Source organism: Amycolatopsis sp. NPDC051372, assembly GCF_040682095.1.
Classification (GTDB): domain Bacteria; phylum Actinomycetota; class Actinomycetes; order Mycobacteriales; family Pseudonocardiaceae; genus Amycolatopsis.
The window spans coordinates 144,007-166,627 of record NZ_JBFBAF010000008.1 but is presented as its reverse complement, the minus strand read 5'-3'; the positions used below and the strand labels follow the sequence as shown (position 1 = coordinate 166,627).

The 22,621-nt window shown below is 71.2% G+C and carries 23 protein-coding genes; 11 read left to right on the top strand and 12 right to left on the bottom strand.

Translation table 11 applies throughout. The features are described 5' to 3' along the window. Positions 1 to 142 precede the first annotated feature (142 nt). The 4 genes from AB0M56_RS14725 to AB0M56_RS14710 form a co-directional block, all read right to left on the bottom strand. Positions 143 to 1,096: an alpha/beta hydrolase gene (locus AB0M56_RS14725; protein WP_364175377.1), complete on the bottom strand. Its 954-nt coding sequence runs from the start codon at positions 1,094 to 1,096 to the stop codon at positions 143 to 145. Between the two features lie 108 nt (positions 1,097 to 1,204). Further along, entirely contained in the window at positions 1,205 to 2,137 is a 933-nt protein-coding gene (locus tag AB0M56_RS14720) for a hypothetical protein (RefSeq protein ID WP_364175375.1), read from the bottom strand. After that, a complete protein-coding gene (locus tag AB0M56_RS14715) occupies positions 2,134 to 3,267 on the bottom strand; it encodes an aminotransferase class I/II-fold pyridoxal phosphate-dependent enzyme (RefSeq protein ID WP_364175372.1) in 1,134 nt (377 codons plus the stop codon). The genes AB0M56_RS14720 and AB0M56_RS14715 overlap by 4 nt, the downstream gene beginning before the upstream one ends. After that, the gene (locus AB0M56_RS14710) at positions 3,251 to 3,880 is read right to left on the bottom strand and encodes a PAS domain-containing protein (RefSeq protein WP_220239138.1); all 630 of its coding nucleotides are present in this window, start codon (positions 3,878 to 3,880) and stop codon (positions 3,251 to 3,253) included. Before AB0M56_RS14710 ends, AB0M56_RS14715 begins: the two co-directional genes overlap by 17 nt. Before the next feature lie 116 nt (positions 3,881 to 3,996). Here AB0M56_RS14710 and AB0M56_RS14705 point away from each other — a divergent pair, with 116 nt between their 5' ends. Beyond that, the gene (locus AB0M56_RS14705; protein ID WP_364175368.1) at positions 3,997 to 5,052 is read left to right on the top strand and encodes an alkene reductase; all 1,056 of its coding nucleotides are present in this window, start codon (positions 3,997 to 3,999) and stop codon (positions 5,050 to 5,052) included. Here AB0M56_RS14705 and AB0M56_RS14700 read toward each other — a convergent pair. Continuing rightward, a complete protein-coding gene (locus tag AB0M56_RS14700; protein WP_364175365.1) occupies positions 5,037 to 5,909 on the bottom strand; it encodes a TIGR03620 family F420-dependent LLM class oxidoreductase in 873 nt (290 codons plus the stop codon). The genes AB0M56_RS14705 and AB0M56_RS14700 overlap by 16 nt on opposite strands. Further along, positions 5,906 to 6,646, bottom strand: coding sequence for an SDR family oxidoreductase (locus AB0M56_RS14695; RefSeq protein WP_364175362.1), 741 nt, complete (start codon positions 6,644 to 6,646; stop codon positions 5,906 to 5,908). Before AB0M56_RS14695 ends, AB0M56_RS14700 begins: the two co-directional genes overlap by 4 nt. Before the next feature lie 120 nt (positions 6,647 to 6,766). Between AB0M56_RS14695 and AB0M56_RS14690 the strand changes: the two genes are divergently transcribed. The 4 genes from AB0M56_RS14690 to AB0M56_RS14675 all read left to right on the top strand — a co-directional run bounded on the left by AB0M56_RS14690 (position 6,767) and on the right by AB0M56_RS14675 (position 10,145). Further along, positions 6,767 to 7,255: a MarR family winged helix-turn-helix transcriptional regulator gene (locus AB0M56_RS14690; protein ID WP_364175359.1), complete on the top strand. Its 489-nt coding sequence runs from the start codon at positions 6,767 to 6,769 to the stop codon at positions 7,253 to 7,255. A 138-nt stretch (positions 7,256 to 7,393) separates the two neighbouring features. Beyond that, entirely contained in the window at positions 7,394 to 8,608 is a 1,215-nt protein-coding gene (locus AB0M56_RS14685) for an alginate lyase family protein (RefSeq protein WP_364175356.1), read from the top strand. Between the two features lie 94 nt (positions 8,609 to 8,702). Next, positions 8,703 to 9,188, top strand: coding sequence for a hypothetical protein (locus tag AB0M56_RS14680; RefSeq protein WP_364175353.1), 486 nt, complete (start codon positions 8,703 to 8,705; stop codon positions 9,186 to 9,188). 78 nt (positions 9,189 to 9,266) lie between these two features. After that, positions 9,267 to 10,145: an SDR family oxidoreductase gene (locus AB0M56_RS14675; protein ID WP_364175351.1), complete on the top strand. Its 879-nt coding sequence runs from the start codon at positions 9,267 to 9,269 to the stop codon at positions 10,143 to 10,145. 4 nt (positions 10,146 to 10,149) lie between these two features. Here AB0M56_RS14675 and AB0M56_RS14670 read toward each other — a convergent pair whose 3' ends face one another. Then, on the bottom strand, positions 10,150 to 10,611 hold the full coding sequence (locus tag AB0M56_RS14670) for a helix-turn-helix domain-containing protein (protein ID WP_364175348.1): 462 nt from the start codon (positions 10,609 to 10,611) through the stop codon (positions 10,150 to 10,152). Between the two features lie 82 nt (positions 10,612 to 10,693). Between AB0M56_RS14670 and AB0M56_RS14665 the strand changes: the two genes are divergently transcribed. Both AB0M56_RS14665 and AB0M56_RS14660 read left to right on the top strand, forming a co-directional pair. Further along, positions 10,694 to 11,401 (top strand): SDR family oxidoreductase, encoded by a 708-nt coding sequence (locus tag AB0M56_RS14665; RefSeq protein WP_364175345.1) that lies wholly within the window; start codon positions 10,694 to 10,696, stop codon positions 11,399 to 11,401. Between the two features lie 373 nt (positions 11,402 to 11,774). After that, positions 11,775 to 12,557: a phenylacetaldoxime dehydratase family protein gene (locus tag AB0M56_RS14660; protein ID WP_364175342.1), complete on the top strand. Its 783-nt coding sequence runs from the start codon at positions 11,775 to 11,777 to the stop codon at positions 12,555 to 12,557. A gap of 48 nt (positions 12,558 to 12,605) precedes the next feature. Here AB0M56_RS14660 and AB0M56_RS14655 read toward each other — a convergent pair whose 3' ends face one another. The 3 genes from AB0M56_RS14655 to AB0M56_RS14645 are packed head-to-tail and all read right to left on the bottom strand — an operon-like array spanning position 12,606 to position 15,582. Then, complete coding sequence (locus AB0M56_RS14655; RefSeq protein ID WP_364175339.1) at positions 12,606 to 13,835, bottom strand: amidohydrolase family protein; 1,230 nt, start codon at positions 13,833 to 13,835, stop codon at positions 12,606 to 12,608. Between the two features lie 40 nt (positions 13,836 to 13,875). Next, positions 13,876 to 14,637, bottom strand: a complete 762-nt coding sequence (locus tag AB0M56_RS14650; protein WP_364175336.1) for an alpha/beta hydrolase — start codon at positions 14,635 to 14,637, stop codon at positions 13,876 to 13,878. 24 nt (positions 14,638 to 14,661) lie between these two features. After that, positions 14,662 to 15,582: a fumarylacetoacetate hydrolase family protein gene (locus AB0M56_RS14645; RefSeq protein ID WP_364175333.1), complete on the bottom strand. Its 921-nt coding sequence runs from the start codon at positions 15,580 to 15,582 to the stop codon at positions 14,662 to 14,664. A gap of 148 nt (positions 15,583 to 15,730) precedes the next feature. On the opposite strand from AB0M56_RS14645, the gene AB0M56_RS14640 reads away from it, so the two are divergent. The 3 genes from AB0M56_RS14640 to AB0M56_RS14630 all read left to right on the top strand — a co-directional run bounded on the left by AB0M56_RS14640 (position 15,731) and on the right by AB0M56_RS14630 (position 19,745). Next, positions 15,731 to 16,393 (top strand): FCD domain-containing protein, encoded by a 663-nt coding sequence (locus AB0M56_RS14640; RefSeq protein WP_364175330.1) that lies wholly within the window; start codon positions 15,731 to 15,733, stop codon positions 16,391 to 16,393. Positions 16,394 to 16,517: 124 nt separating this feature from the next. Next, complete coding sequence (locus tag AB0M56_RS14635; protein ID WP_364175327.1) at positions 16,518 to 18,038, top strand: catalase; 1,521 nt, start codon at positions 16,518 to 16,520, stop codon at positions 18,036 to 18,038. An 87-nt stretch (positions 18,039 to 18,125) separates the two neighbouring features. Further along, positions 18,126 to 19,745, top strand: coding sequence for an ATP-binding cassette domain-containing protein (locus AB0M56_RS14630; RefSeq protein ID WP_354872553.1), 1,620 nt, complete (start codon positions 18,126 to 18,128; stop codon positions 19,743 to 19,745). 715 nt (positions 19,746 to 20,460) lie between these two features. Here AB0M56_RS14630 and AB0M56_RS14625 read toward each other — a convergent pair. Beyond that, positions 20,461 to 20,856: a hypothetical protein gene (locus AB0M56_RS14625; protein ID WP_364175324.1), complete on the bottom strand. Its 396-nt coding sequence runs from the start codon at positions 20,854 to 20,856 to the stop codon at positions 20,461 to 20,463. A gap of 123 nt (positions 20,857 to 20,979) precedes the next feature. Between AB0M56_RS14625 and AB0M56_RS14620 the strand changes: the two genes are divergently transcribed. Next, complete coding sequence (locus AB0M56_RS14620; RefSeq protein WP_364175322.1) at positions 20,980 to 21,246, top strand: hypothetical protein; 267 nt, start codon at positions 20,980 to 20,982, stop codon at positions 21,244 to 21,246. A gap of 180 nt (positions 21,247 to 21,426) precedes the next feature. Here the strand turns inward: AB0M56_RS14620 and AB0M56_RS14615 are convergent, their stop codons facing one another. Beyond that, positions 21,427 to 22,620 (bottom strand): amidase, encoded by a 1,194-nt coding sequence (locus AB0M56_RS14615; RefSeq protein ID WP_364175319.1) that lies wholly within the window; start codon positions 22,618 to 22,620, stop codon positions 21,427 to 21,429. Between the last annotated feature and the right edge of the window lies 1 nt (position 22,621).

Genomic DNA, 22,621 nt, shown 5'->3' with positions numbered 1-22,621 from the left:
ACCACGCCACACCGCGTCGCACGCGACGGCATCACGCGACGGCACCACGCTGCGTCACCACACCGCGTCACCACGCCACGCCACGTCACGACGCCACGTCGCCACGCCACGCCGCGTCGCCACACCGCGTCGTCTCAAAACGTCAGCCCAGCTCCACACCCAGCGCCCGCGCCAGCACAGCGCGGGACTCCGCGGCCTCGCGGTGGGTAATGGTCGCGTGGCGGACCATGGCGGAGCCGTGGAAGGTACCGGGGAACAGGTGCAGCTCGGTGGTCACGCCGGCGGCCAGCAGCGCCTGCGCGTAGGCGATGCCCTCGTCGCGCAGCGGGTCGAACTCCATCACCGAGATATACGCGGGCGGGAGGTCCGCCAAGTCGGTCGCGCGGGAGGGCGCGGCGTAGACGGGCACGCCGTCGGTGCCGCGGACGCCCGGGCCGAGGTAGCAGTCCCAGCTGAGCTCGGCGTTGGGGAGGTTCCACAGTGGAGTGTCGTCGAAGCGGCGCATGCTGGGCGTCTGCAGGCGATCGTCGATCTCCGGGATGCCGAGGAACTGGAACGCGATGGCCGGCCCGCCGCGGTCGCGCGCCAGCAGCGCGAGCGCGGCGCACAGGCCGCCGCCCGCGCTGACGCCGTGGATGACCACGCGCTCGGGGTCGATGCCGAGCTCGTCGGCGTGCTTGACCGACCACACGAGCGCCGCGTAGCAGTCCTCCAGGCCCGCCGGGTACGGCGCCTCGGGCGCGAGCCGGTAGTCCACCGACACCACGACCACCCCGAGGTCCCGCGCGAGCTCGACCACGACCGCGTGATCGGTGTCGACGTCACCGACGATGAAGCCGCCGCCGTGAACGTTGAACAGCAGCGCGGGCGACGCGATGTTGTCCGGTGTGTAAATCCGAACAGCCGCGTCGGGCGCGCCCTCGGGGCCGGGCACGGTCGTGTCGCGCACGGTCACGCCGGTCTCGTCGACGTCGCCGACCAGCTCGGCCGTCATCTCCTTCATCTTTTCCCGCGCCGACACCAGGTCCCTCAGATCGCCGGTGTCGGGGATCATCGGGAGAGCGGCGGCGATCTCGGGATCGAACGCGTAGTCCATGCGGGCCTCCAGGAGTGCGGGTGCCGTCCATCCTCCCGGCCGGCACCCGCCGCGTTCATCCGCCAAGCGTCGCCGACCCGCGGCGCCGGGCCCGCCACGCGGCGGAGTTCAGCCCAGGTGCCGGAACACGGCCGTCGCCACCGCGGCGTCGGCCACGCCGACGCCGGTGAGATCGGCGATCGTCAGGCCGGAGCGATCCCGCACCCCGTCGCGCAGGACCAGCCCGACGGCAACGTCCGCGTCGTCGGCGACGGTCCCGGCCCGTACAGCGTTGCCGAAGTCGCCGTGCGCGAGGCACTGCGCGTGGTCGTCGGTCGCGATCGCCGTGGCGCGGGCGAACAGCCCGGCCGGCAGCTCCGCCTTGCCCGGCAGGTCGGTGCCGATCCCGGTCACGTGCACCGCGGCGAACGCTTCCGCCGGCGCCACCGGGCTGGTCGACGCCGTCGCCGTGATCACGCACGGCGTGGCCGCCGCTTCCTCCGCGGTCGCGGGCGCGGCCGTCAGCCCGGCTTCGCCCAGCTCGGCACACAGCTTCCGAACGGCCTCGGGCCGCCGCCCGCACACCCGCACCCGGGTCAGCGGCCGCAAGTCCGCGAGCCACTCGACCTGCAGCCGCGCCTGCAGTCCCGTGCCGAACACGGCCACCTCGTCGACGTCCGGCGGGGTCAGCGCGTGGGTGATCAGGGCGCCGGCGGCGGCCGTCCGCCACGCCGTGAGCCAGCCCTCGTCGGCCAGCACCGCGGCGGGCACGCCGGTCGAGGCGTCGAAGACCAGCATGAGGCCGCTGTTGGTCGGCAGGCCGCGCTCGGCGTTGCGGTAGAAGCCCGACGCCACCTTCACGCCGAAGTGCGAGGCGCCTTCGAGGTAGCCGGCCTTCACGTGGCAATCGCCCTCGGCCTCGGGGAACCACATCGCGATCGGGGCGGGCATCTGCGCGCGGCCCTCGGCGTGCGCGATCAACGCGCCGCGTACGGCGTCGAACACCAGCCCCCGCGTCGCCACGGCCTCGATCTCGGGCAGTCCCACCACGTCCAGCGTCATCGCCGCTCCTCCAGGAACTCCGCCCACGCGGCCAGCCCTTCGTCCGGACCACGACGGCCCACGCCGACGCGGAACCGGTCCTCGGGCGTCGCCGTGAGGTCGGATCGGTAGATGCTCGCCGGCAGCAGCAGCACGCCGCGCTGCTCGACGAGCTCGGTGCACATCGCCTCGACGCCGTCCGCGCCGAGGTAGCGCGGGAAGCACACGCAGCCGCCCTGTGGCGGTGCCCAATCGAACAGATCTTGGTAATTCTCGAAAAACGCGTCGAACTTCGGCACGTTCTCCGCGATCACCGCGCGGTTGCGCGCCAGGATCGCGTCCCGCGCGCGCAGCCCGATCAGCGCGAGCACCTCGCTCGGCGCCGAGTTGCAGATCGACGTGTAGTGCTTGGCCCGCTCGAGCCGCCGCAGGATTTGCGGGTCGCGGCAGGCGATCCAGCCCACGCGCAGGCCAGGGAGCCCGTAGGCCTTGGACATCACGTTGAGCGAAAGCGCCGACGTGGACAGGTCGGCGGCCTGCGGCAGCGTCGCCGGCGGATCGAGCTCCAGCCCGCGGTAGACCTCGTCGCTGAACAGCAGCACGCCGCGCTCCTCGCACAGGCGCACGAGCCGCGTCCAGGTCTCGAGGTCCGGCACGGCGCCGGTCGGGTTGTTGGGGAAGTTCACCGACACCAGGCGCGTGGTGGGCCGCAGCTGCCGCTCGATCTCGTCGACGTCGAGGGCCCAGCCGTCCTCGGGCCGCAGCGCGACGCCGGACACCTCGCCGATCGCGAGCGGGATCGTCTCGGCGGCCTGATAGTTCGGCGTGATCACCACGGCGTGGTCGCCGGGTTCGAGCAACGTCCGCATCGCCAGGTAGAGGCCTTCTTCGGCGCCGGCGAAGCACAGCACGTCCTCGGGGCCGACGTCGGTGTAGGTCGCGGCGATCTCCTCCCGCAGCGCGGGCAGGCCGTAGGTCTCGGTGTAGCCGAGCGCGAGAGTTCCCCAGCGTTCGCGGCCGTCGTCGTCGGCCAGCGCCAGCAGTTCGGCGACGGTCATGGTCTGCACGTCGGACGCCGTGAGGTGGTGGCGGGCGGTGAACTCCCAGCGGGAGAAGTACGTCTCCAGGCGGAAGTCAGGAAGCGTCGGCATCGGGCTCCTTGCGCATCTCGGCGAGCAGTTGGTAGGTGGCCGAACGGGAGATGCGCAACGCGCGTGCGACCACGGGCACGGATCGTCGCTGCGCGAACACGCCGGCGGCGTCCAGACGTGCGAGAAGCACCAGGCGCTGTTCGCGGGTCAACACCTCGACCGGGGTGGCGTGATCGCGAACGAACTCGCCCACCACGTCGTTGAGCGTCTCGGTCCAGTCGCGTTCGAACAACGCCTGGGGCTGTCCGGTCACCGGAGCCGCGAACCCGGACAGCAACTGCGCGGCCTGGTCGAACGCGGTGCGGTCGACGTTCACGCACAACACCACTTCGGCATTGCCGTGTTCGTCTCTCACCACGGCGCTCACACTCGACAGCCGCCGTCCGTCGGGCAGTGACTTCGGGTACGGGCCGTAGACGTCCTTCCCCGCGGGCCGCAGGCCGTCGAGCTCGCCGAGCAGCGACGGGTCCCCGGGTTCACGCCCGGAGAACGCGTTCCAGATGCCGAGCACGCAGTCCGTGCGCGGGTCGTGCAGCACCACCTCCGCGTGCGGCGAAAGCAGGCGCACGATCGCCTCGCACACCGGCGCCCAGCGCGCCGTCCTCCCGTCCATGATCTGGACACTACATCCAGCATGGACGAAGAGTCCAACCCCCACTGGACCGAACCGTACACTTCGTTCTGTACGATCCAGTACAGACAGTCAGCCAGCCGAGGGAAGGAACCCGCGTGCCCGGTCTCTGGAGTCCCGTCGACGTCGGCCGCATGCGTTTGCGCCACCGGCTGGCGCTGTCGCCGATGATGCGCAACCGCGCGCTGCCCGACGGATCACCCACCCCGCTCGACGCCGAGTACTTCGCGCAACGAGCGTCGCTCGGGTTGCTGATCACCGGCGGCACGCAGCCCTCGGCCGACGGGCAGGGGTTCCTGCTCAGCCACGGCTGCCGCACCGACGCGCACATCGCCGGCTGGCAGCAGGTCACCAAGGCGGTGCACGACGCGGGCGGGCACCTGTTCGTGCAGCTCATGCACGCCGGCCGCGTTGCGCACCCCGACAACACGCCGCACGGCCGGGTGCCGGTCGCGCCGTCGGCCGTCGCGGCGGGCGTCGGCATCCACACCCCGAGCGGCAACCAGCAGGTCCCGCCACCGCGGGAGCTGTCCACGAAAGAGGTCCGCGCGACCGTCGACGACTTCCGCCGCGCGGCCGCCGCCGCGATCGAGGCCGGCGCCGACGGTGTGGAAGTCCACGGCGCCAACGGTTTCCTCGTGCAGCAGTTCCTCTCGGCCAACGCCAACCACCGCACCGACGCGTACGGCGGCTCCATCGCCGGCCGCACCCGGTTCGCGCTCGAGGTGACCGAGGCCGTCGCCGCGGAGATCGGCGCCGACCGCACGGCCGTGCGCCTCTCCCCCGGCCTGCGCGGCTTCGGCATCGACGAAGGCGAGACCGGGCCGGCGACCTACGCCCACCTGGTCCGCGCCCTCGCCCGCCTCGACCTCGCCTTCCTCCATGTCACCCACCACGGCGATGACGCGCTCCTGGCCGAACTGCGCACCGCGTTCCCCGGCCCGCTGCTGCTGACCCGCCCGGGCGCCACCGTCCGAGAACGCGCCGCCGACGTCGAAAGCGGCCTCGCCGACCTCGTCACCCTCGGCCGCCTGGCGCTGGCCAACCCCGACGTCGTCGCCCGCCTGCGGACCGGCGCGGCCCTCAACTCCCCCGACCCCGCCACCTTCTACGGCGGCGGCGCCGAGGGCTACACGGACTATCCGGCGCTCTGAGCCAGCCCGGCGAGCTCACGCCACTGCGGCATCGGCATACCGTCACCGCCGCCTACTACGTGAAGGGCCACGTGGTCCGCGCCCGCCTGGAGGTGTTCCTCCACGCGCTTGCCGATCGCGTCGATGTCGCCCCAGGCGAGGACGCTGTCCACGAGCCGGTCGCTGCCGCCCTCGGCAAGATCGGCTTCCGTGAACCCCTGCGCCAGCAGGCTCTTGCGGTAGGCAGGCGCCCCGAAGAACCAGGCGAGGAAACCCCGGCCGGCTGCCCGCGCCTTCGCCGGGTCCCGCTCCAGGGTCACGGCCAGGTACGGCGCGAGCAATGGCCCGGTACCGAGCAGTTCGCGCGCCGTCGCCGAGTAGTCCGCTGTGACGAGGAACGGGTGCGTCCCGCCGGCCCGCCGCCGCGCCAGACCGACCATCTTCGGCCCCATCGCCGCGAGGATCAGCCGTTCCGCCGCCACCGGGTCCGGCTCGGCGTCGAGCTCGTCGAGGTACGCGGCCATGTCGTGCAGCGGCCGATACTCGTGGCCGTGCTCGGCGGCGGTGCCCGGGTCGCTCACGCCGAGACCGAGTAGCACCCGGTCGCCGTAGGTCCCCGTGAGCCGCGCGTGGCCCGCGGCCAGTTCCTTCGCCGGGTGGCGCCAGATGCTCGACACCGCCGGCGCGACCGTGAGCCCTCGGGTCACCTCGAGCAGCCGCTCGAGGTCTCCCACTATGTCGCCGCCACCCAAACCGGGGATCCAGAGCGCGCCGAAGCTCAGCTCGTCGAGTTCGGCCGCCGCGTCGGCGATCTCGTCCGGCGCGGCCGTGCGCAGCTCGACGCTCCAGATTCCGACGCGGCCGATGTCGAGGGTCATACCTGGTTCGCCCCGCCGTCGGCGAAGAGCTCCACCCCGGTGACGAAGCTGCTGGCGTCCGTCGCGAGGAACAGCGCCACCGACGCGATCTCCTCCGGCCGGCCCATCCGTCCCAAGGGGACAGAGCTCACCAGCGCCGCCTTCAGCTGCTCCTCGCCGAAATCGGCGCTCGCGAGCCCGCTGATCCCCGGTGTGTCGACCGGTCCCGGGCTCACCGAGTTGACCCGAATCCCGCGGCCGCTCAGCTCTTTCGCCCACGTCCGCGCGAACGAGCGGACAGCCGCCTTCGACGCGGCGTACACGCCGAAAGCATCGGTGCCCTTCGTGCCCGCGGTCGAACCGGTCAGGATCACCGAAGCACCGTCCGTCAGCAGAGGAAGCGCTTTCTGGACCGTGAACAGCGTGCCTTTCACGTTGGTTCCGAAGGTCTCGTCGAAGTGCTGCTCGGTGACCTGGGCCAACGTCGAGAACTCGCCGCCGCCCGCGTTGGCGAAGAGCACGTCGATCGGCCCGCCGACGGTTTCGTAGAGCCGGTCGAGGTCGGCCGGGTCGGAGCTGTCCACCTGGACCCCGGTCACGTCGCCGCCGATGTCCGCGACGGCCGCGTCCAGCACGTCCTTGCGCCGTCCCGTCACGAAGACGCGCGCGCCCTCGTCCGCGAACCGCCGGGCCGTCGCGAGCCCGATGCCGCTCGAGCCGCCTGTGACGACGGCGGTCTTCCCCTGTAGTGCGTTCATTACCGTGTTTCCCGTCCCTGTACTCGCCCGGCCCAGGCGTGGTCGTTCCGCTCGGCCGGTCTGCGCGGGACAATGGGGCCCCTTCGCTCCACCGCCGACCACTACGACAGATTACGGGACATGTCACCTAAAGGCAAAAACGACCCCTGGCTCGACGCACGCCAGCAGCGCGCCTGGCTCGCCTACATCCGCGTCCAGCTGCGGCTGAGCTACGAGATCAACCGGCAGCTGCAGACCGACAGCGACCTGTCCATGCCGGACTACGACGTGCTCACCGCACTCGCGAACGCCCCCGGCGAGCGGATGCAGATGACCGCGCTGGCCAACCAGATCGGCTGGGAACGCAGCCGCACCGGCCACCACGTGCGCCGCATGGCGACGCGCGGGCTCGTCGACGCGCGCACCTCGAGCACCGACCGGCGCGCCACCGAGGTCACCTTGACCGCGCAGGGCCGCGAGCTGCTGGAGAAGGCGGCGCCGGGCCACGTCGAGCTGGTGCGCGGCCTCTTCTTCGACGGCCTGCCCGCCGAGCTGCTCACCCCGCTGACCGAGGCGATGGAGAACATCTACGCCAACATCCTGGAGCGCGGCACGCTGCCCCCACCGTGAGACTGCCACTGCCGCAAGGAAAAAGCCGTCCCTGCCAGTGGAACACGGGTTTTCGCACTCGGTGGACCAGACCAATGGGAGTGAAGTAAATTCACCTTTCACGCACGGTCCGCCAGCCTGCGCCCTGTTCTCAAAGTCGTGGACGAAGGGCAGCTCATGCACCGGAAGTTCGTTCGTTGCCTGGCGGCCGCGGCCGCCACCGCCGTGGTGATCGCCACCGGTCCGGCGGCGTCGGCCCAGCCGGCCGCACCCGCGGCACCGCCCGCGCCGGCCACCTTCACACACCCGGGCGTGCTGGTCAGCCAGGCTCAGCTGGACACCATGCGCCAGCGCGTGCAGGCCGGCACGCAGCCACAGAAACAAGCGTACGACTCGATGATGGGCTCGAAGTACGCGTCGCTGTCTTACACGCCGCACCCGCGCGCCGTGGTCGACTGCGGGCCCAGCTCGATGCCCAACAACGGCTGCACCGACGAGCGTGAGGACGCGATCGCCGCGTACACGCAGTCCCTGGCCTGGTACGTGACCCGCGACGCGCGCTACGCGAACAAGGCCATCCAGATCATGGACGCGTGGTCGGCCACCATCAAGGACCACACCAGCGACAACGCGCACCTGCAGACCGCCTGGTCGGCCTCGACGTGGCCGCGCGCGGCGGAGATCATCAAGTACGCCTACGGGACGTGGCCCAACTCCGGCCGGTTCGCCACGATGCTGCGCAACGTCTACTACAACGAGATCCAGGGCAGCGACGGGCGCACCGGCAACTGGGAGCTCAGCATCGCCGAGGCCATCGTCGGCATCGGCGTGTTCCTCGAGGACAAGACGATCTACGACCGCGGCATGTCGATTTACCGCAACCGCGTGCCCGCGTTCATCTACCTCAGCTCCGACGGCGCGCTCCCGAAGACCGTGCCCGGCAGCGGCCTGAACACCCGCGACCAGATCGTCGGCTACTGGCAGGGCCAGTCCACCTTCGTCGACGGTCTCACCCAGGAGACCTGCCGCGACTTCGTCCACACCGGCTACGGCATCGCCGCGATCGCGGAGGTGGCCGAGACCTCGCGCATCCAGGGCCAGGACCTCTACGGCACCGACATCGGCGAGCGGCTGCGCCAGGCGCTGGGCTTCCAGACCAAGTACGAGCTCACCGCCGCACCGTCGTGGCTCTGCGGCGGCACGGTCAAGCGCGGCCTCGGCCCGGTGACCGAGGTCGGGTACAACGCGCTGCACAACCGCCTCGGCATCGCCATGACCAACACTCAGGCCTACACCACGAGCCACCGTCCCCAGGGCAGCAACGACTTGTTTGTCTCGTGGGAGACCCTGACCCACGGCGACAATCCGGCCTGACCGGATTCGGTTCCGGGGCCACCGTGCCGAGCGCGGCGGCCCCGGAATCCGCGAAGCCCCGCCCGCCGGCCCGGCGAGGTGCTACCAAGAGCGCATGAGAAAAGCGCTCGCCTGCTCGTTCTTGCTGCTCGCGGCGGGCTGTTCGACGCCGCCCCAGCCACCTCCGCCGCCGCCCGAGCCGATCGTGGCGCCACCGTCCGTCTCGACGGTGCCGGCCCAGCCCACCACGCCGACGTCGCGCACCTTGATCGCGAAAGACGGGTCCGACCTCACCGCGTGCCGCGACGGTTCGTGCGACGTGCTCATCCACGGTTCCGTGACCGTGCCGCTCGACGCGCGGTTCGCCACGCGCCGGCTGACGCTCACGCAGTCGGCGCCCGACCGGCTGGACTTCGCCATCGACCGCACCGAACTGCCCGACATCAAGGGCCATTTCCGCGGCGAGGGCTACGTGAGCCTGGCCAACCGGATCACCGTCACCGTGCTGGACATCGACGCCACCGGGGCTGTGATCCGCGTGTCGCCGTCGAGTGAATCGTCCCAGGACAAGATCTGGGGTGACGACTCCCGCTTCGACTGAGCTCGTCGGGCTATGTAGTCGTTGACTAGATTGTTGCCGGCGACTACATTGGCGGACGCCTACCGAAAGGACTCCGTCGTGCCTGCTCCCACCCAGACCTGGCTCATCACCGGCGCCGGCTCCGGCTTCGGGCTCGAGGTCACCGCCCAGCTGCTGGCCGGCGGCCACCGCGTCGCCGCCACGAGCCGCGATCTGAGCCCGGCACTGAAGGAGCTCGCGCGCCGGCACGGCGATCGGCTGTGGACCGCGGAGCTGGACGTCACCGATCCCAAGACCGTCCACGCGACGGTCGAGCAGGCCTTCACCGAGCTCGACCGGATCGACGTCGTGTTCTCCAGCGCCGGCTTCGGTGCGCTGGGCGCCGCCGAGGAGCTGTCGGACGAGCTGCTGAACCGGCAGCTCGCCGTGAACCTGCTCGGACCGATTCACCTCACGCGCGCGGTCACGCCGTGGCTGCGGGCGCAGGCCGGTGGGCGGATCATCCAGATGTCCAGCTCCGGCGGCCACGTGCCGGACCCGGGCATGAGCGTGTACAACGCGTCGAAGTTCGGCGTCGAGGGCTTCTTCGAGTCGGCGGCGGTGGAGCTGGCGGCGTTCGGGATTTCGGTGACGTTGATCGCCCCGGGCGGCACGCGCACGGCGTTCAACGCCAACATCGCGCAGGCCGAACCGCTGCCCGCCTACGAGGACGGCGTGCTCGGCCAGGTGCGCGGCGCGCTCGCGGGCGGGATGGACGAAACCACGCTGCGCCACGCCGTCGCGGGCGATCCGGCGAAGATCGCCCGCGCGATCATCACCTCCGCGAGCACCACGCCCGCGCCCCGGCGGCTCGTGTTCGGCGCCGCGGCCTACGAGGCCATCACCACCGCGTGGCAGCAGCGCCTCGAAGCGCTCACCGCCCAGCGCGACCTGGCGCTGAGCACCGACGCCGACGACGTGCTCGCAGACCGCGCCTGACGCGTCAGTCTTCGAGCGCCCCCGGCCCGCGGCGGTAGGCGACCTTCGCGGGGTCGACGACGTGGCCGTCTTCGTCGACGAAGGCCAGGTGCACGGGCCGGTCGTCGGTCGTGTCGACGTAGACCGTCGCCGGGCCGTGGCCGGTCGGGAGGTACTCGTCGCCCCACTCCGACAGCGCGGCCAGCACCGGCAGCAGGTCCTCGCCGACCGGGGTGAGCACGTACTCGACGCGGGCCCGTTGCCCCGGCTCCTGATAGGGCCGCCGAGCGAGGATTCCCGCCTCGACCAGGGATTCCAGCCGGGACGCGAGGAGATCCGTCGGCACGCCGATCTTCTGGAACTCGGCGAAGCGGGTCCGCCCGCGAAACGCCTCGCGGACGATCAGCAGACTCCACTTCTGCCCCAGCACCTCCAGGCTGCGCGCGATCGAGCAGCGGCTGTTGGTCGGGATCGCCATGGCCTTCATGACCCCCATCGTACATCACACTTGGCATTTCGGAGTCAGCTTGCTAACTTGGAATTGACAAGCAAGAGAACCGGAGGAAGTCATGACCGATCTGCAGGGTGCGGTTGTCCTGGTCACCGGGGCGAACGGCGGGCTCGGCATCGAGTTCGTCAACCAGGCACTGGAGCGCGGGGCGCGGCGTGTGTACGCCACGGCGCGCACGCCGCGCCAGTGGGACGACGAGCGCGTGGTGCCGCTCGCGCTCGACGTCACCGACGAGGCCTCGGTCGCAGCCGCGGCCGCGGCTGCCCCGGACACCACGGTGGTGGTGAACAACGCGGGAGTCAGCGGACGGCAGAGCCTGCTCACCGTGCCGCTGGCCGAGGTGCGCGCGATGTACGAGACGAACGTCTTCGGCGCGCTCGCCGTCGCGCAGGCGTTCGCGCCCGTGCTGGCGGCCAACGGCGGCGGTGCCCTCGTCGACATCCACTCGGCACTGAGCTGGCTGGCCAAGTCGGGCGCGTACTCGTCGAGCAAAGCCGCACTGTGGCAGATCACCAACTCACTGCGGCTCGACCTCGCCGGCCAGAAGACGCACGTGCTGGGTGCGCACCTCGGCTACACCGACACCCCGATGACCCGGGCGCTGACCGTCGAGAAGGAAGACCCGCGCGACATCGTGACGGCGATCTACGACGGACTGGAAGCGGGCGCGCTCGAGGTACTGGCGGACAAGACGTCGCGAGACATCAAGGAAAACCTGTCCGGTCCGGTGGAGGCGCTGTACCCGGAGCTGACCGCGACGGTGTGAGCCGGCCGGACGCGAGCCCGTGGTGGTGAGCCCGTGCTGCGAGTCCGCGCCTCGAGTCCACTGTGGATCGTGTGATGTTCGAGGTGTTCGAAATCGGACGTTCGGAATCGCACATGCGCTGTGCAGCAACTCCCGGTGCGCTGTGAAGCAAGTCACAGGTGGCCCCCGTGTCTACGTTCGGTCGGCAACAACCGGCACCACGTTCCCCGGAGGCCACCATGACCCACCACGAAACGGCGGGGTGACGCCGTGGAATCCTCGATCGCGAGCACATGCGCGTCGACCGGGTCCACCGCGCCGCAAGCCGGACAGCTTTCACCCGCCCTACCCGTCGTTCTCCGCGCGCTTCGACCCCGCCGTCGACCAGGTGGTGATGGCGTACCTCGGTGTTCAGTACCGGACACCGCAGCCACCGCCGATGGTGGTCGCCGCACTCGCGGCGCTCGATTCCGCACACTCAGGCGAGCACGCGCCCGACCACCACGACCGGGCGCGGTTCGTCGACGAGGCCGGCTACGCGACCGTGCTCACCACGTTCTACTGGACCGATCCCGCCGAGTACGACCGCTGGGCGAAGGCCCGCGAAGCGTGGACCGGCCCGCAGCACGAACACGACTACTGGGGCGGCGCCCGCGACCGGCTGCCGATCGCGCAGACCGACCGGCTCGAACCCGGCAGTCGGCCGACCGCGGAGACCGATCCGGAGACGGGCGTCGTCACCGTGTCGCCGCGGGGAAACCTGTGCCTCATCCGCTCCGGCCAGGAGTGGACCGAGACCGAGGGCGACGAACGCGGGATGTACCTCGGCGACGTGGAACCCGTGCTGCGCGCCGGCATGGAGTTCCTGCGCGACGACGGACTCGGCATCGGCTGCTACGCCAACCGCTACGTACGCGTCACCGACGACACCGGTGCCGAGACGGACAAGAGCTACGGGATGAGCTGGTGGCACAGCCTCGCCGACCTCGAGGCGTGGGCCGAATCGCACCCGACGCACGTCGCGATCTTCCGCGCTGCCATGAAGTACCTGTCCACGCAGGCGCCGGCGGCGCGGCTGCGGCTCTACCACGAGGTCACCGTGACCGACGCCGGCGAGCAGGAATTCCGCTACCTCGGCTGCCACGACCGCACGGGCCTGCTGAGCGCGGTCCGGTGAGAGCTCCCGGTGCGCCGCCCCCGGCCGGGCGGCGCACCGCGGACGGGCTCAGGCCGGGTCTTTGTGGAACTGGCCGTCCTTCATGATCGCGTGGAGCTTTTCCTTGTCCTGCAACACGGTGATGTCGGCGAGCGGGTCGCCGTCCACGAGCAGCAGGTCGGCGAGGTACCCGGGCTGGACCTTGCCGAGCTCGTCGCCGCGCAGCATGATCTCGCCGCCCTGCGCGGTGGCGGCGAGGATGGCCTCCATCGGCGTGAACTCGAAGCGCTCGACGAAATGTTGCAGGTCGCGCGCGTAGGTGCCGTGCGGGGTCCAGGCGAAGCCGTAGTCACCGCCGGGCAGCACGCGGATGCCGCGCCGGTGCATCTCGATCATCGCCGCCGTCGCCTTTTCCAGCTCGCGCTTGTAGCCGACAGCTTCGGCCGCCTCCTGCGGGAACCCGAAGTCGGCGGCTTCGTAGAGCGTCGCGACGAGCCAGTTGACACCCGGCGCCACGAACACCCAGTCTCTGGCCTGCTCGAGCAGATCCATGCCCTCGGGGTCGGTGAAGCTGGCGTGGTAGACGATGTCGACGCCGTGGCGCACGCACATCTTCACGCTCTCGGCGCTGCGCGCGTGGGCGCACACCCGCTTGCCCCGCCGGTGTGCCTCGGCGACGGCCATCGCCACCTCCTCGTCGGACATGTAGGTGTCCTCGGCGCGCTGCGTGCCGGTGATCTCCTCGCCGGTCATCGACAGCTTGATCTGGTCGACGCCGATCTCGACGAGACGGCGCACGGCTTTGCGCATCTCGTCGGGGCCGTCAGCGAACCAGGTGATGCCCTTCACGAGCTCCCCGCCCGTCACGGCGATCTCGGGTCCGTTGGCGAGGTAACGCGGGCCGGGGATCCGCCCGGCGTTGATCGCGTCGCGGCACACGACGTCGAGCCGATCCTTCGCCGACGCGGCACCCAGGCACATCGTGTAGCCGGAGTCCAGATAGGACTTGGCCGACTCCACGGCGAACAGCAGGTGCTCCTCCACCGGCAGGGCGGCCAGCCCGTCGAGGTCGGCGCTGTTGTTCCAGGTGAAGTGGGTGTGGGCGTCGCACAGCCCGGACATCAGCGTGCGGCCGCGGCCCTCGACCACCCGCGAGCCCTGGGCGGCGGCCGGGTCGACGGTGCCGACGGCGGTGATGCGGTCGTGGTCCACGAGCACGTCGCCCCGGTAGGGCAGCGCGCCCGTGGAGTCCAGAATGGACACTTCGCGGAACAGGGTCCTGTCGGCGGTGAGCGGCACGGTGGTTCCTCCTCGTCGTTGAGGCGCGAAAACGTTGTGGTTAAAGGAACTTCAGCAGCATCGAGGTGACGTCGGCGGCGGCTTCGAGCGCGGTCCAGTGACCGACGCCCGGCAGCACCTCCAGGTTCGCGCTGCCGTGGGCGGCGGCGAGCGCCTCGCTCACGGCGGGCGGGCCGACCTTGTCGTCGGCACCGGTGATCAGCAGCAGCGGCAACGCGGGATCGACAGGCCCGGGGTCGGTCGCGGCGGCGAGCGCCTCGCAGTTGCGCGCGTAGCCCTCGGCGTCCTGGCGCATCACGAGCTCCCGCACGAACGCCGCCACCTCGGGCTTGTCGCGGCGGGTGGCTTCCGACAGCGCGTTGGCGACGACGCCCGGCGCCACGGCCGCGGTGCCTTCCGCGCGGAGCAGGGCCGCGCGGTCGTGCTGGGCCTGGCGCCCGGCCTCGGGCGGCTCCGCGACGGCGCCGAGCAGCGCCAGCGCAGTCACCTTGTCCCGGTGGCGGGCCGCGAAGCTGCGGGCGACGAGCGTGCCCATCGAGTGCCCGACCACGGCCGCCGACGCGACGCCGACCTGGTCGAGCACCGCGGCCAGGTCGTCGGCGTGCGACTCGATGCCGATGCCCTCACGCAGGCCGGAGCGCCCGGCACCCGCGGAGTCGACGCGGATCACCTGGCGGCTCGAGGCCAGCGCGTCGGCCTGGACCTGGTAGAAGTTGCCGGTGCCGCCAAGGCCGTGCACCAGCAGCACAGCGGGACCGCTGCCCTCGACCTCGACCGCGAGGTCCGTTCCGTTGATCTTCATGCGGGCTCCTTTCGGTACGGGGGTTCAGACGCGAGGGGTTGACGCGACAGGGGTTGAGGCGACACGGTTGCGCAGCACGCCGAGACCGGTAATGGTCACCTCCACGACGTCGCCGCTCGCCAGGAACTTCGGCGGGTCGAAGCCGATGCCGACGCCCGCGGGCGTGCCGGTGGCGATCACGTCGCCGGGCAGCAGCGTGATGCCGGCCGAGAGGGTGGCGATCAGCTCGGGGATGTCGAAGATGAGGTCCTTGACCCGGGCGTGCTGGCGGCGTTCGCCGTTGACGGTGGTTTCGAGCTCCAGCGCGGTCACGTCGGGGATCTCGTCGGCGGTCACCGCGTACGGACCCATCGGGCAATGCGTGTCGAGCGACTTGCCGAGCAGCCACTGGCGGTGGTCGCGCTGCAGGTCGCGGGCCGTGACGTCGTCGAGAATCGTGTAACCCCAGACGTGCGCCGGCGCGGCTTCGCGGGTGATCCCGCGGCCGCCGCGGCCGATGATCACGGCGAGCTCACCTTCGTAGTCGAGCTCGGAGGTGAGGCCGGCGTGCGGGTCGATGTTGTCGCCGGGGCCGATCACGGCCGTGGTGGCCTTGGAGAACAGGATCGGCCGGGCCGGCAGGTCTTCCGAGCGGTCCGGGCTGTCGTAGCCGCTGCGGCCGAACTCCGCGGCGTGCTCGCGGTAGTTCTTGCCGACGCAGTAGATGTTGCGCCGCGGAGTGGGGAACGGCGCGCGGAGCCGCACGTCAGCGAGGGGTACCGGCGTGCGGTCCGCGGCCTGGTCGGTGAGGATGGTCCCGACCTCGCCCCAGCGTTCGACGGCGCCGAGGAGCGTTCCGCCCGGCACGAGATCGGTGACGTCCCGGACCTCGCTTTCGCCGGTCACGACCCCGACGCGGTCGGCGTCCCCGGTGGAGTTCCCGGCGGAGAAGGTCACCAGCTTCATGTGAGACCAATCTGAACCAATATGAACCAATGCGGACATGATCGACCGTACGCGTCTCGGCATCTGTTGTCGATATGCAGGACTTGTTCTGGTCACCGCTTCGCCTATTGGTCTCGATTGGTCTCAAGTCGTTCGGTAGAGTGCGCCCATGACCACGGTGGAACACGCCCTGCGCGCACTGCTCGACGAAGGCGCGGCCGACGGCAGCCTCGGCCCGGGCGCCAAGCTGCCCACCGAGCGCGACCTCGTGCAGCGGCTTTCCGCGCCGCGCAGTGCCGTGCGGCGCGCACTGCATTCGCTGGAACGCGACGGGCTCGTGATCCGGCACGTCGGGCGCGGCACGTTTCTCACCGATGTGGCGGCGCAGCACGTGGAGCCCGCTCCTGCCGACACGAGCCCGGCGGAAATCATGCAGGTGCGCCAGCTGCTGGAACCACAGGTCGCGACGCTGGCCGCGCGGGTGGCCACGCAGGCGGACCTCGACCGAATCGGGGCCGCGCTCGGCGCGGGGGCCGCGGCCGGCGACTTCGAAGGCTTCGAGCGCGCCGACGCCGGGCTGCACCGCGCGATCGCCGTCGCGGCCCACAACGGGTTGCTGATGAACATGTTCGACGTCATGAACACCGCGCGTTCACTGCCGGTGTGGGGCAGCCTCAAGCGGCGCACGTCCACACCGGAGCTGCGTTCGTGTTACCACGACGAACACACGTTGATCGTCGAAGCACTGTGCGACCGGGACCCCGTGAGCGCCGGCGAACACATGCGGCGCCATCTCCAACACGTGGCCGACACCCTGCTGGGGCGCGACTGAGCTTCCTCCCGATTGAGCTTCCACCTGACTGAGGTCCCGTGGTTCCTACGTGAGTGAGTTCCCACGTGTGAGCCCGTGTTCGCCGGGTACCCGTGTTCGAATCCCACCACGAGGAGATGGCGAAATGACGCAGACGGAACGGACCACCACCACCGACGCCGGTATCCCGGTGGAAAGCGACGAACATTCGCTCACCGTGGGGCCGGGCGGGCCGATCCTGCTGCAGGACCACTACCTCATCGAGCAGATGGCGCAGTTCAACCGCGAACGTGTGCCCGAGCGCCAGCCGCACGCCAAGGGCAGCGGCGCGTTCGGCCGGTTCGAGGTGACGGCCGACGTCAGCCCGTACACGAAGGCCGCGGTGTTCCAGCCGGGCACGAAAACGGAGATGGTGGCGCGGTTTTCCACGGTGGCCGGCGAGCGGGGCAGCCCCGACACGTGGCGCGATCCGCGCGGGTTCGCACTGAAGTTCTACACGAGCGAAGGCGTGTACGACATGGTCGGCAACAACACGCCGGTGTTCTTCGTGAAAGACCCGTTGAAGTTCCAGCACTTCATCCGTTCGCAGAAACGGCGAGCGGACAACAACCTGCGCGACCACGACATGCAGTGGGACTTCTGGACCCTGTCCCCCGAGTCGGCGCACCAGGTGACGTGGCTGATGGGCGACCGCGGTATTCCGCGCACGTGGCGGCACATGAACGGTTACAGTTCGCACACTTATCTGTGGGTGAACGCACAAGGCGAACGGTTCTGGGTGAAATACCACTTCAAAACCGATCAGGGCATGGAGTTCTTCACGCAGGACGAGGCCGACCAGATGGCGTCGGCGGACACCGACTACCACACCCGCGACCTGTTCGAGGCGATCGCGCGCGGCGACCACCCGAGCTGGACGCTGTCCGTGCAGGTGATGCCGTACGACGACGCGGCGGGCTACCGGTTCAACCCGTTCGACCTCACCAAGGTGTGGCCGCACGGCGACTACCCGCTGATCGAGGTCGGCCGCATGACCCTCGACCGCAACCCCACCGACCACCACGCGGAGATCGAACAGGCGGCGTTCGAGCCCAACAACCTCGTGCCCGGCATCGGGCCGAGCCCGGACCGGATGCTGCTGGGCCGGCTGTTCGCCTACGCCGACGCGCACCGATACCGCATCGGGCCGAACTACAAGCAGCTGCCGGTGAACGCGTCGAAGTCGCCGGTGCACAGCTACAGCAAGGACGGCGCGATGCGCTACACCAAGGTGTCCGACCCGGTGTACGCGCCGAACTCGAAGGGTGGCCCGAGCGCCGACGTCGAGCGCTACGGCACCCCGGCCGGCTGGCACGCCGACGGCGAGATCACACGCTCGGCCTACGTCGACCACTCCGAGGACGACGACTGGGGCCAGGCGGGCACGATGGTGCGCGAGGTCCTCGACGACGCGGCGCGGGAACGTTTGGTTTCCAACATCGTCGGTCACTTGCTGAACGGGGTGAGTGAGCCGGTGTTGCAGCGGGCGTTCGAATACTGGCACAACGTGGACAAGGACCTCGGCGACCGCATCGAGTCCGGTGTGCGCGCGAAGGCGGACGAGAGGGACCCCAAGGCGGCGGAGCAGGGCAACCCGGCGCGCAGCGACATGCAGCGGAAGGCGTGAGTCCGTCCACTTCGGACTGGTGACGGTTGCGGGGCCCGGCGGAAACTCGGACGGCGTCCGCCGGGCCCGCCGGTAGAGTGCGCGTCCATGGGTCACCTGGAGGTCGCGCACCTCGACTACTCGCTGCCCGACGGGCGGCCCCTGCTCGGTGATGTGTCGTTCCGGGTCTCCGACGGTGCCGTCGTCGCGCTGGTCGGCCCCAACGGCGCCGGGAAGACGACGCTGCTGCGCCTGCTCTCCGGTGAGCTGAAGCCGCACGGCGGCACGGTGACGGTGTCCGGCGGGCTGGGCGTGATGGGCCAGTTCGTCGGCTCGGTCCGCGACGAGCGCACGGTGCGAGACCTGCTCGTGTCGGTGTCGCCCGAGCGCATCCGCACCGCCGCGGCGGCCGTGGACGCGGCCGAGGAGCGGCTGCTGACCGTCGACGACGAGGCCGCGCAGATGAAGTACGCCCAGGCGTTGAGCGACTGGGCGGAGGTGCGCGGCTACGAGTCGGAGACGACCTGGGACGTGTGCACCACGGCCGCGCTCGGCGTGCCGTACGAGAAGGCGCAGTGGCGGCTCGTGCGCACGTTGAGCGGGGGCGAGCAGAAGCGGCTCGTGCTCGAGGCGCTGCTGCGCGGCCCGGACGAGGTGCTGCTGCTCGACGAGCCCGACAACTACCTCGACGTGCCCGGCAAACGCTGGCTCGAGGCCCGCTTGGCGGAGACGCGCAAGACGGTGCTGTTCGTCTCGCACGACCGGGAGCTGCTCGCGCGGGCGGCGAAGAAGATCGTGAGCGTGGAGCCCGGGCCGGCCGGCAGCGACGCGTGGGTGCACGGCGGCGGGTTCGCGACCTACCACGAGGCGCGCGACGATCGCTTCGCCCGCTACGAAGAGCTGAAGCGGCGCTGGGCCGAGAAGTACGCGCAGCTCAAGAAGCTCGTGCTCGACATGCAGCAGTACGCCGCCCGCAGCGACGAGATGGCGTCCCGCTACAAGGCGGCGAAGACGCGCCTGCGCAAGTTCGAGGAGGCCGGCCCGCCTCCGGAGCCACCACGTCGGCAGGACATCCGCATGCGGCTGCGCGGCGGACGTACCGGCCTGCGCGCCGTGACGTGCGAAAACCTGGAGCTCACGGGCCTGATGAAGCCGTTCTCGCTGGAGATCTTTTTCGGCGAACGCGTGGCCGTGCTGGGTTCCAACGGGTCCGGCAAGTCACACTTCCTGCGCCTGCTCGCCGGCGGCGACGTCGCGCACACGGGCCTGTGGAAGACCGGCGCCCGTGTGGTGCCCGGCCACTTCGCCCAGACGCACGCCCACCCGGAGCTCACCGGCCGCACCCTGGTCGACATCCTGTGGACCACCCACGCCAAGGACCGCGGCGGCGCCATGGCGGTGCTGCGGCGCTACGAGCTCGAACGCCAGGGTGACCAGCCGTTCGACCGCCTGTCGGGCGGCCAGCAGGCCCGCTTCCAGATCCTGCTCCTGGAACTCGGCGGCGCCACCGCCCTGCTCCTGGACGAGCCGACGGACAACCTCGACCTCGAATCGGCCGAAGCCCTGCAGGCGGGCTTGGAGGCCTACGAAGGCACCGTCCTCGCGGTCACCCACGACCGCTGGTTCGCGCGCAGCTTCGACCGCTACCTGGTCTTCGGCTCCGACGGCGTGGTGCGCGAAACCGCGGAACCGGTGTGGGACGAACGGCGGGTGGAGCGGGCCCGCTGATCAGAGCGGCGGCGACACTGGTCCGGCGCTGAGGCTGAGCGGCCGACGCGGCAGCGGCCCGCGGCGCGCCGAACCGCGGAGAGAAGTCAGCCACGCGAGTCACGAGACCCGAGTCAGCGGGCCCGGCACGACAGCCAGCTCGCCGGACCCGACGAACGGCGGGTCGAGCGGGCCCGCTGATCAGAGCGGCGGCGACACTGGTCCGGCGCTGAGGCTGAGCGGCCGACGCGGCAGCGGCCCGGGCGCGCCGAACCGCAGTGCGAAGTCAGCCACGCGAGTCACGAGACCGAGTCGGCGGGCCTGGCCCGGCAGCCAGCACGCCGGACCCGACGAACGGCGGGTGGAGCGGGCCCGCTGATCAGCGCGGCAAGGACGGCGCCGGTCCGGCGACGAGGCCAAGCGGCCGACGCGGCAGCGGCCCGCGGCGCGCCGAACCGCGGGACGAAGTCAGCCACGCGAGTCACGAGACCGAATCGGCGGGCCCGGCCCGACAGCCAGCTCGCCGGACCCGGCGAACGGCGGGTGGAGCGGGCCCGCTGATCAGCGCGGCAAGGACGGCGCGGGTCCGGCGCCGAGGCTATCAGGCCACGCGACCCGTGGAACCCGCCCCGCCGAACCGCGGGGCGAACGCGACCGCCGGCGGAGGCGGAGCCAGTTGCGCGGGCTACGAGACCGAGGCCCTTCAGCCGGCTCGCCGGACGAACAGACCTGCTGATCAGCGCGGCAACGGCAGAGCCAGCTCCGCGCGCGTCACCGAGATCGAGCCCAGGGTGTGGGACCACCAGGTCGACGCGAGTTCCTCCAGGAGGAAGCGGCCTTCGACGCGTTCCGGGGACATCGCGGTGACGCGGGGTTCGTCGGGCTCGTCGCGTTCGACGTCGATGCGCAGGCGGGGCGGGTGGGCGGCCAGGCCGAGGCGCAGGGCGCGGAAGGAGGCGCCGTCGCGGGTGGCGTCGGTGACGAGCTCGTCCATGAGCTGCACGGCGTCGCCGACCACGGGGGCGGGCACGTGGGCCAGCATGGCCCTCAGCGTGACCCGTGCGGCCTCCGCGGTGTCCGGGCCGTTGAACACGGCCGTGGCGGCGCCGGGCGGCCGCGAATCCTCCGTCATGGTGGTGGCCCCTCCCCTGTCGGGCGATGATCGAGCGCAGTGCAGGTACCCAGAGCCTGCAGGGTTCAACCGTCCGAGTTAAGACGCGGCCATATGCTGGAACGGACGACCGGAGGTGAGCAGGTGCCCGACAAGCCACGAAGCACCTGGTCAGCCGCGGAAAAGGCCGCTTACCGGGAGTTCGTGCGCACCCACCACCCCGACGCGGGTGGCGACGCGGAGGCGTTCAGGGAGGGGCTGGCGCGGTTCCACCAGGTGGACAAAGCGCTGGGCAAACCAGCCAGGCAGGCCGAGTCCGTGATCTTCGTCGTGCGCAGGCGCGGGCTGATGCGGGTGCTCGCCGCGCTCGCCGCCCACCGTAGGCACAAGCGGCGGACTCGCGTGCGCTGAATCGAACCGCGCGGACGCAGGAGGCGCGGCCCCGCCGGCTGTAACACTCAACCGGCGAGACCTGGGGCCTCGGCAGCCGGGCCCTGCCGCCGATGCCATGGAAAGCGGATAGACACCATTACCACCCCGTAAACATCGGGTCCGCGAAAAGTCCACCACCGGCCACAGTGGACGCCTGCGTCACCGCAGTCGGCCGCGCGCCCCCTCGAAGGCCGCGGCCGCTCCCAGCAGCACGTCTTCCCGCCACGGCGCCGCGCTCAGCTGCACGCCGACCGGCATGCCCGACGTCGGATGCAGCCCACCCGGCACGCTCAGCGACGGCCCGCCGTACGCCGACCACGCGTAGGTGAACCGGGCGATCTCCCGCGTCGACGCCGCGAGGTCCACGCCCTCGCGCAGCGGCACGTCCACGGGGATCGTCGGGGTCAGGACCACGTCGACCTCGGTGAACACCGCGTCCACCCGCGCGCGGAACCCGGTGAGCCACTCCCGCGCCGCCGCCGTCCGCGTCGGAGGCACCCCGAGCCCGAGCAGGAGCCGCCGCCGGACGTCAGGGTCGATGCTGTCGGGCGCGTCCCGCAGCCGAGCCGCGTGCACGGCCGCGGCCTCCGGGTACATCACGTCGAGCATCCGCGCCTGCGCCTGCGCTGCCGACGGCACCTCCACCGGCGACACCTGCGCGCCGAGCCCGCGGAACACCTCGACGGCCGCCCGCACCACTTCCGCCACGCCGGGATCGACGCCGACGGCGAAAAACCCGCCCGCCAAGCCGATCCGCGGCAGGACACCCGACCCGAGCAGCGCGTCGACCGGCCCCGAGCCCCCTCGGTCGAGCGCCGCCAGCACCGCCGCGGCCGTGCGGACGTCGCGCGCCATCGGCGTCACCGTGTCGAACGACGGGCTCACCGGCAGCACGCCGCGGTTGGAGACCCGGCCGAGCGTCGGCCGCACGCCCACGACCCCGTTCACCGACGCGGGGATCCGGCCCGAACCGCCGGTGTCGGTGCCCAGCGACACGTCCGACAGCCCCGCCGCGACGGCCACGGCCGAACCGCTGCTGGACCCGCCGGCGATGCGCGCCGGGTCCCACGCGTTGAGGCAGTCGCCGAACGCGGCGTTGCGGCCGGTCGCACCCATCGCGAACTCCGCCAGGTTGTTCTTGCCCACCAAGGCGTACCCGGCTTCGCGCAGCGACCGCACGACGTCGGCGTCGGCCTCGGCCGGGCCGGTGGCGAAGGACGCGGAGCCGGCGGTGGTCGGCACGCCCGCGACGTCGATGTTGTCCTTCACCGTCGCGGTCGTGCCGCCGGCCGGGCCCGGGAGCACGGTGATGAGGGCGCGCAGCCGCCGCCCGAGCTCGAGCCGGGTCTCCACC

Coding starts and splice junctions, on each gene's coding strand:
- AB0M56_RS14715 (WP_364175372.1), bottom strand. CDS start 3,267: ATGCCGACGCTTCCTGACTTCCGCCTGGAGACGTACTTCTCCCGCTGG.
- AB0M56_RS14695 (WP_364175362.1), bottom strand. CDS start 6,646: ATGAACGCACTACAGGGGAAGACCGCCGTCGTCACAGGCGGCTCGAGC.
- AB0M56_RS14670 (WP_364175348.1), bottom strand. CDS start 10,611: ATGAAGGCCATGGCGATCCCGACCAACAGCCGCTGCTCGATCGCGCGC.
- AB0M56_RS14640 (WP_364175330.1), top strand. CDS start 15,731: ATGACCACGGTGGAACACGCCCTGCGCGCACTGCTCGACGAAGGCGCG.
- AB0M56_RS14710 (WP_220239138.1), bottom strand. CDS start 3,880: ATGGACGGGAGGACGGCGCGCTGGGCGCCGGTGTGCGAGGCGATCGTG.
- AB0M56_RS14625 (WP_364175324.1), bottom strand. CDS start 20,856: ATGACGGAGGATTCGCGGCCGCCCGGCGCCGCCACGGCCGTGTTCAAC.
- AB0M56_RS14650 (WP_364175336.1), bottom strand. CDS start 14,637: ATGAAGATCAACGGAACGGACCTCGCGGTCGAGGTCGAGGGCAGCGGT.
- AB0M56_RS14665 (WP_364175345.1), top strand. CDS start 10,694: ATGACCGATCTGCAGGGTGCGGTTGTCCTGGTCACCGGGGCGAACGGC.
- AB0M56_RS14720 (WP_364175375.1), bottom strand. CDS start 2,137: ATGACGCTGGACGTGGTGGGACTGCCCGAGATCGAGGCCGTGGCGACG.
- AB0M56_RS14645 (WP_364175333.1), bottom strand. CDS start 15,582: ATGAAGCTGGTGACCTTCTCCGCCGGGAACTCCACCGGGGACGCCGAC.
- AB0M56_RS14680 (WP_364175353.1), top strand. CDS start 8,703: ATGAGAAAAGCGCTCGCCTGCTCGTTCTTGCTGCTCGCGGCGGGCTGT.
- AB0M56_RS14690 (WP_364175359.1), top strand. CDS start 6,767: ATGTCACCTAAAGGCAAAAACGACCCCTGGCTCGACGCACGCCAGCAG.
- AB0M56_RS14725 (WP_364175377.1), bottom strand. CDS start 1,096: ATGGACTACGCGTTCGATCCCGAGATCGCCGCCGCTCTCCCGATGATC.
- AB0M56_RS14660 (WP_364175342.1), top strand. CDS start 11,775: ATGGCGTACCTCGGTGTTCAGTACCGGACACCGCAGCCACCGCCGATG.
- AB0M56_RS14630 (WP_354872553.1), top strand. CDS start 18,126: ATGGGTCACCTGGAGGTCGCGCACCTCGACTACTCGCTGCCCGACGGG.
- AB0M56_RS14635 (WP_364175327.1), top strand. CDS start 16,518: ATGACGCAGACGGAACGGACCACCACCACCGACGCCGGTATCCCGGTG.
- AB0M56_RS14700 (WP_364175365.1), bottom strand. CDS start 5,909: ATGACCCTCGACATCGGCCGCGTCGGAATCTGGAGCGTCGAGCTGCGC.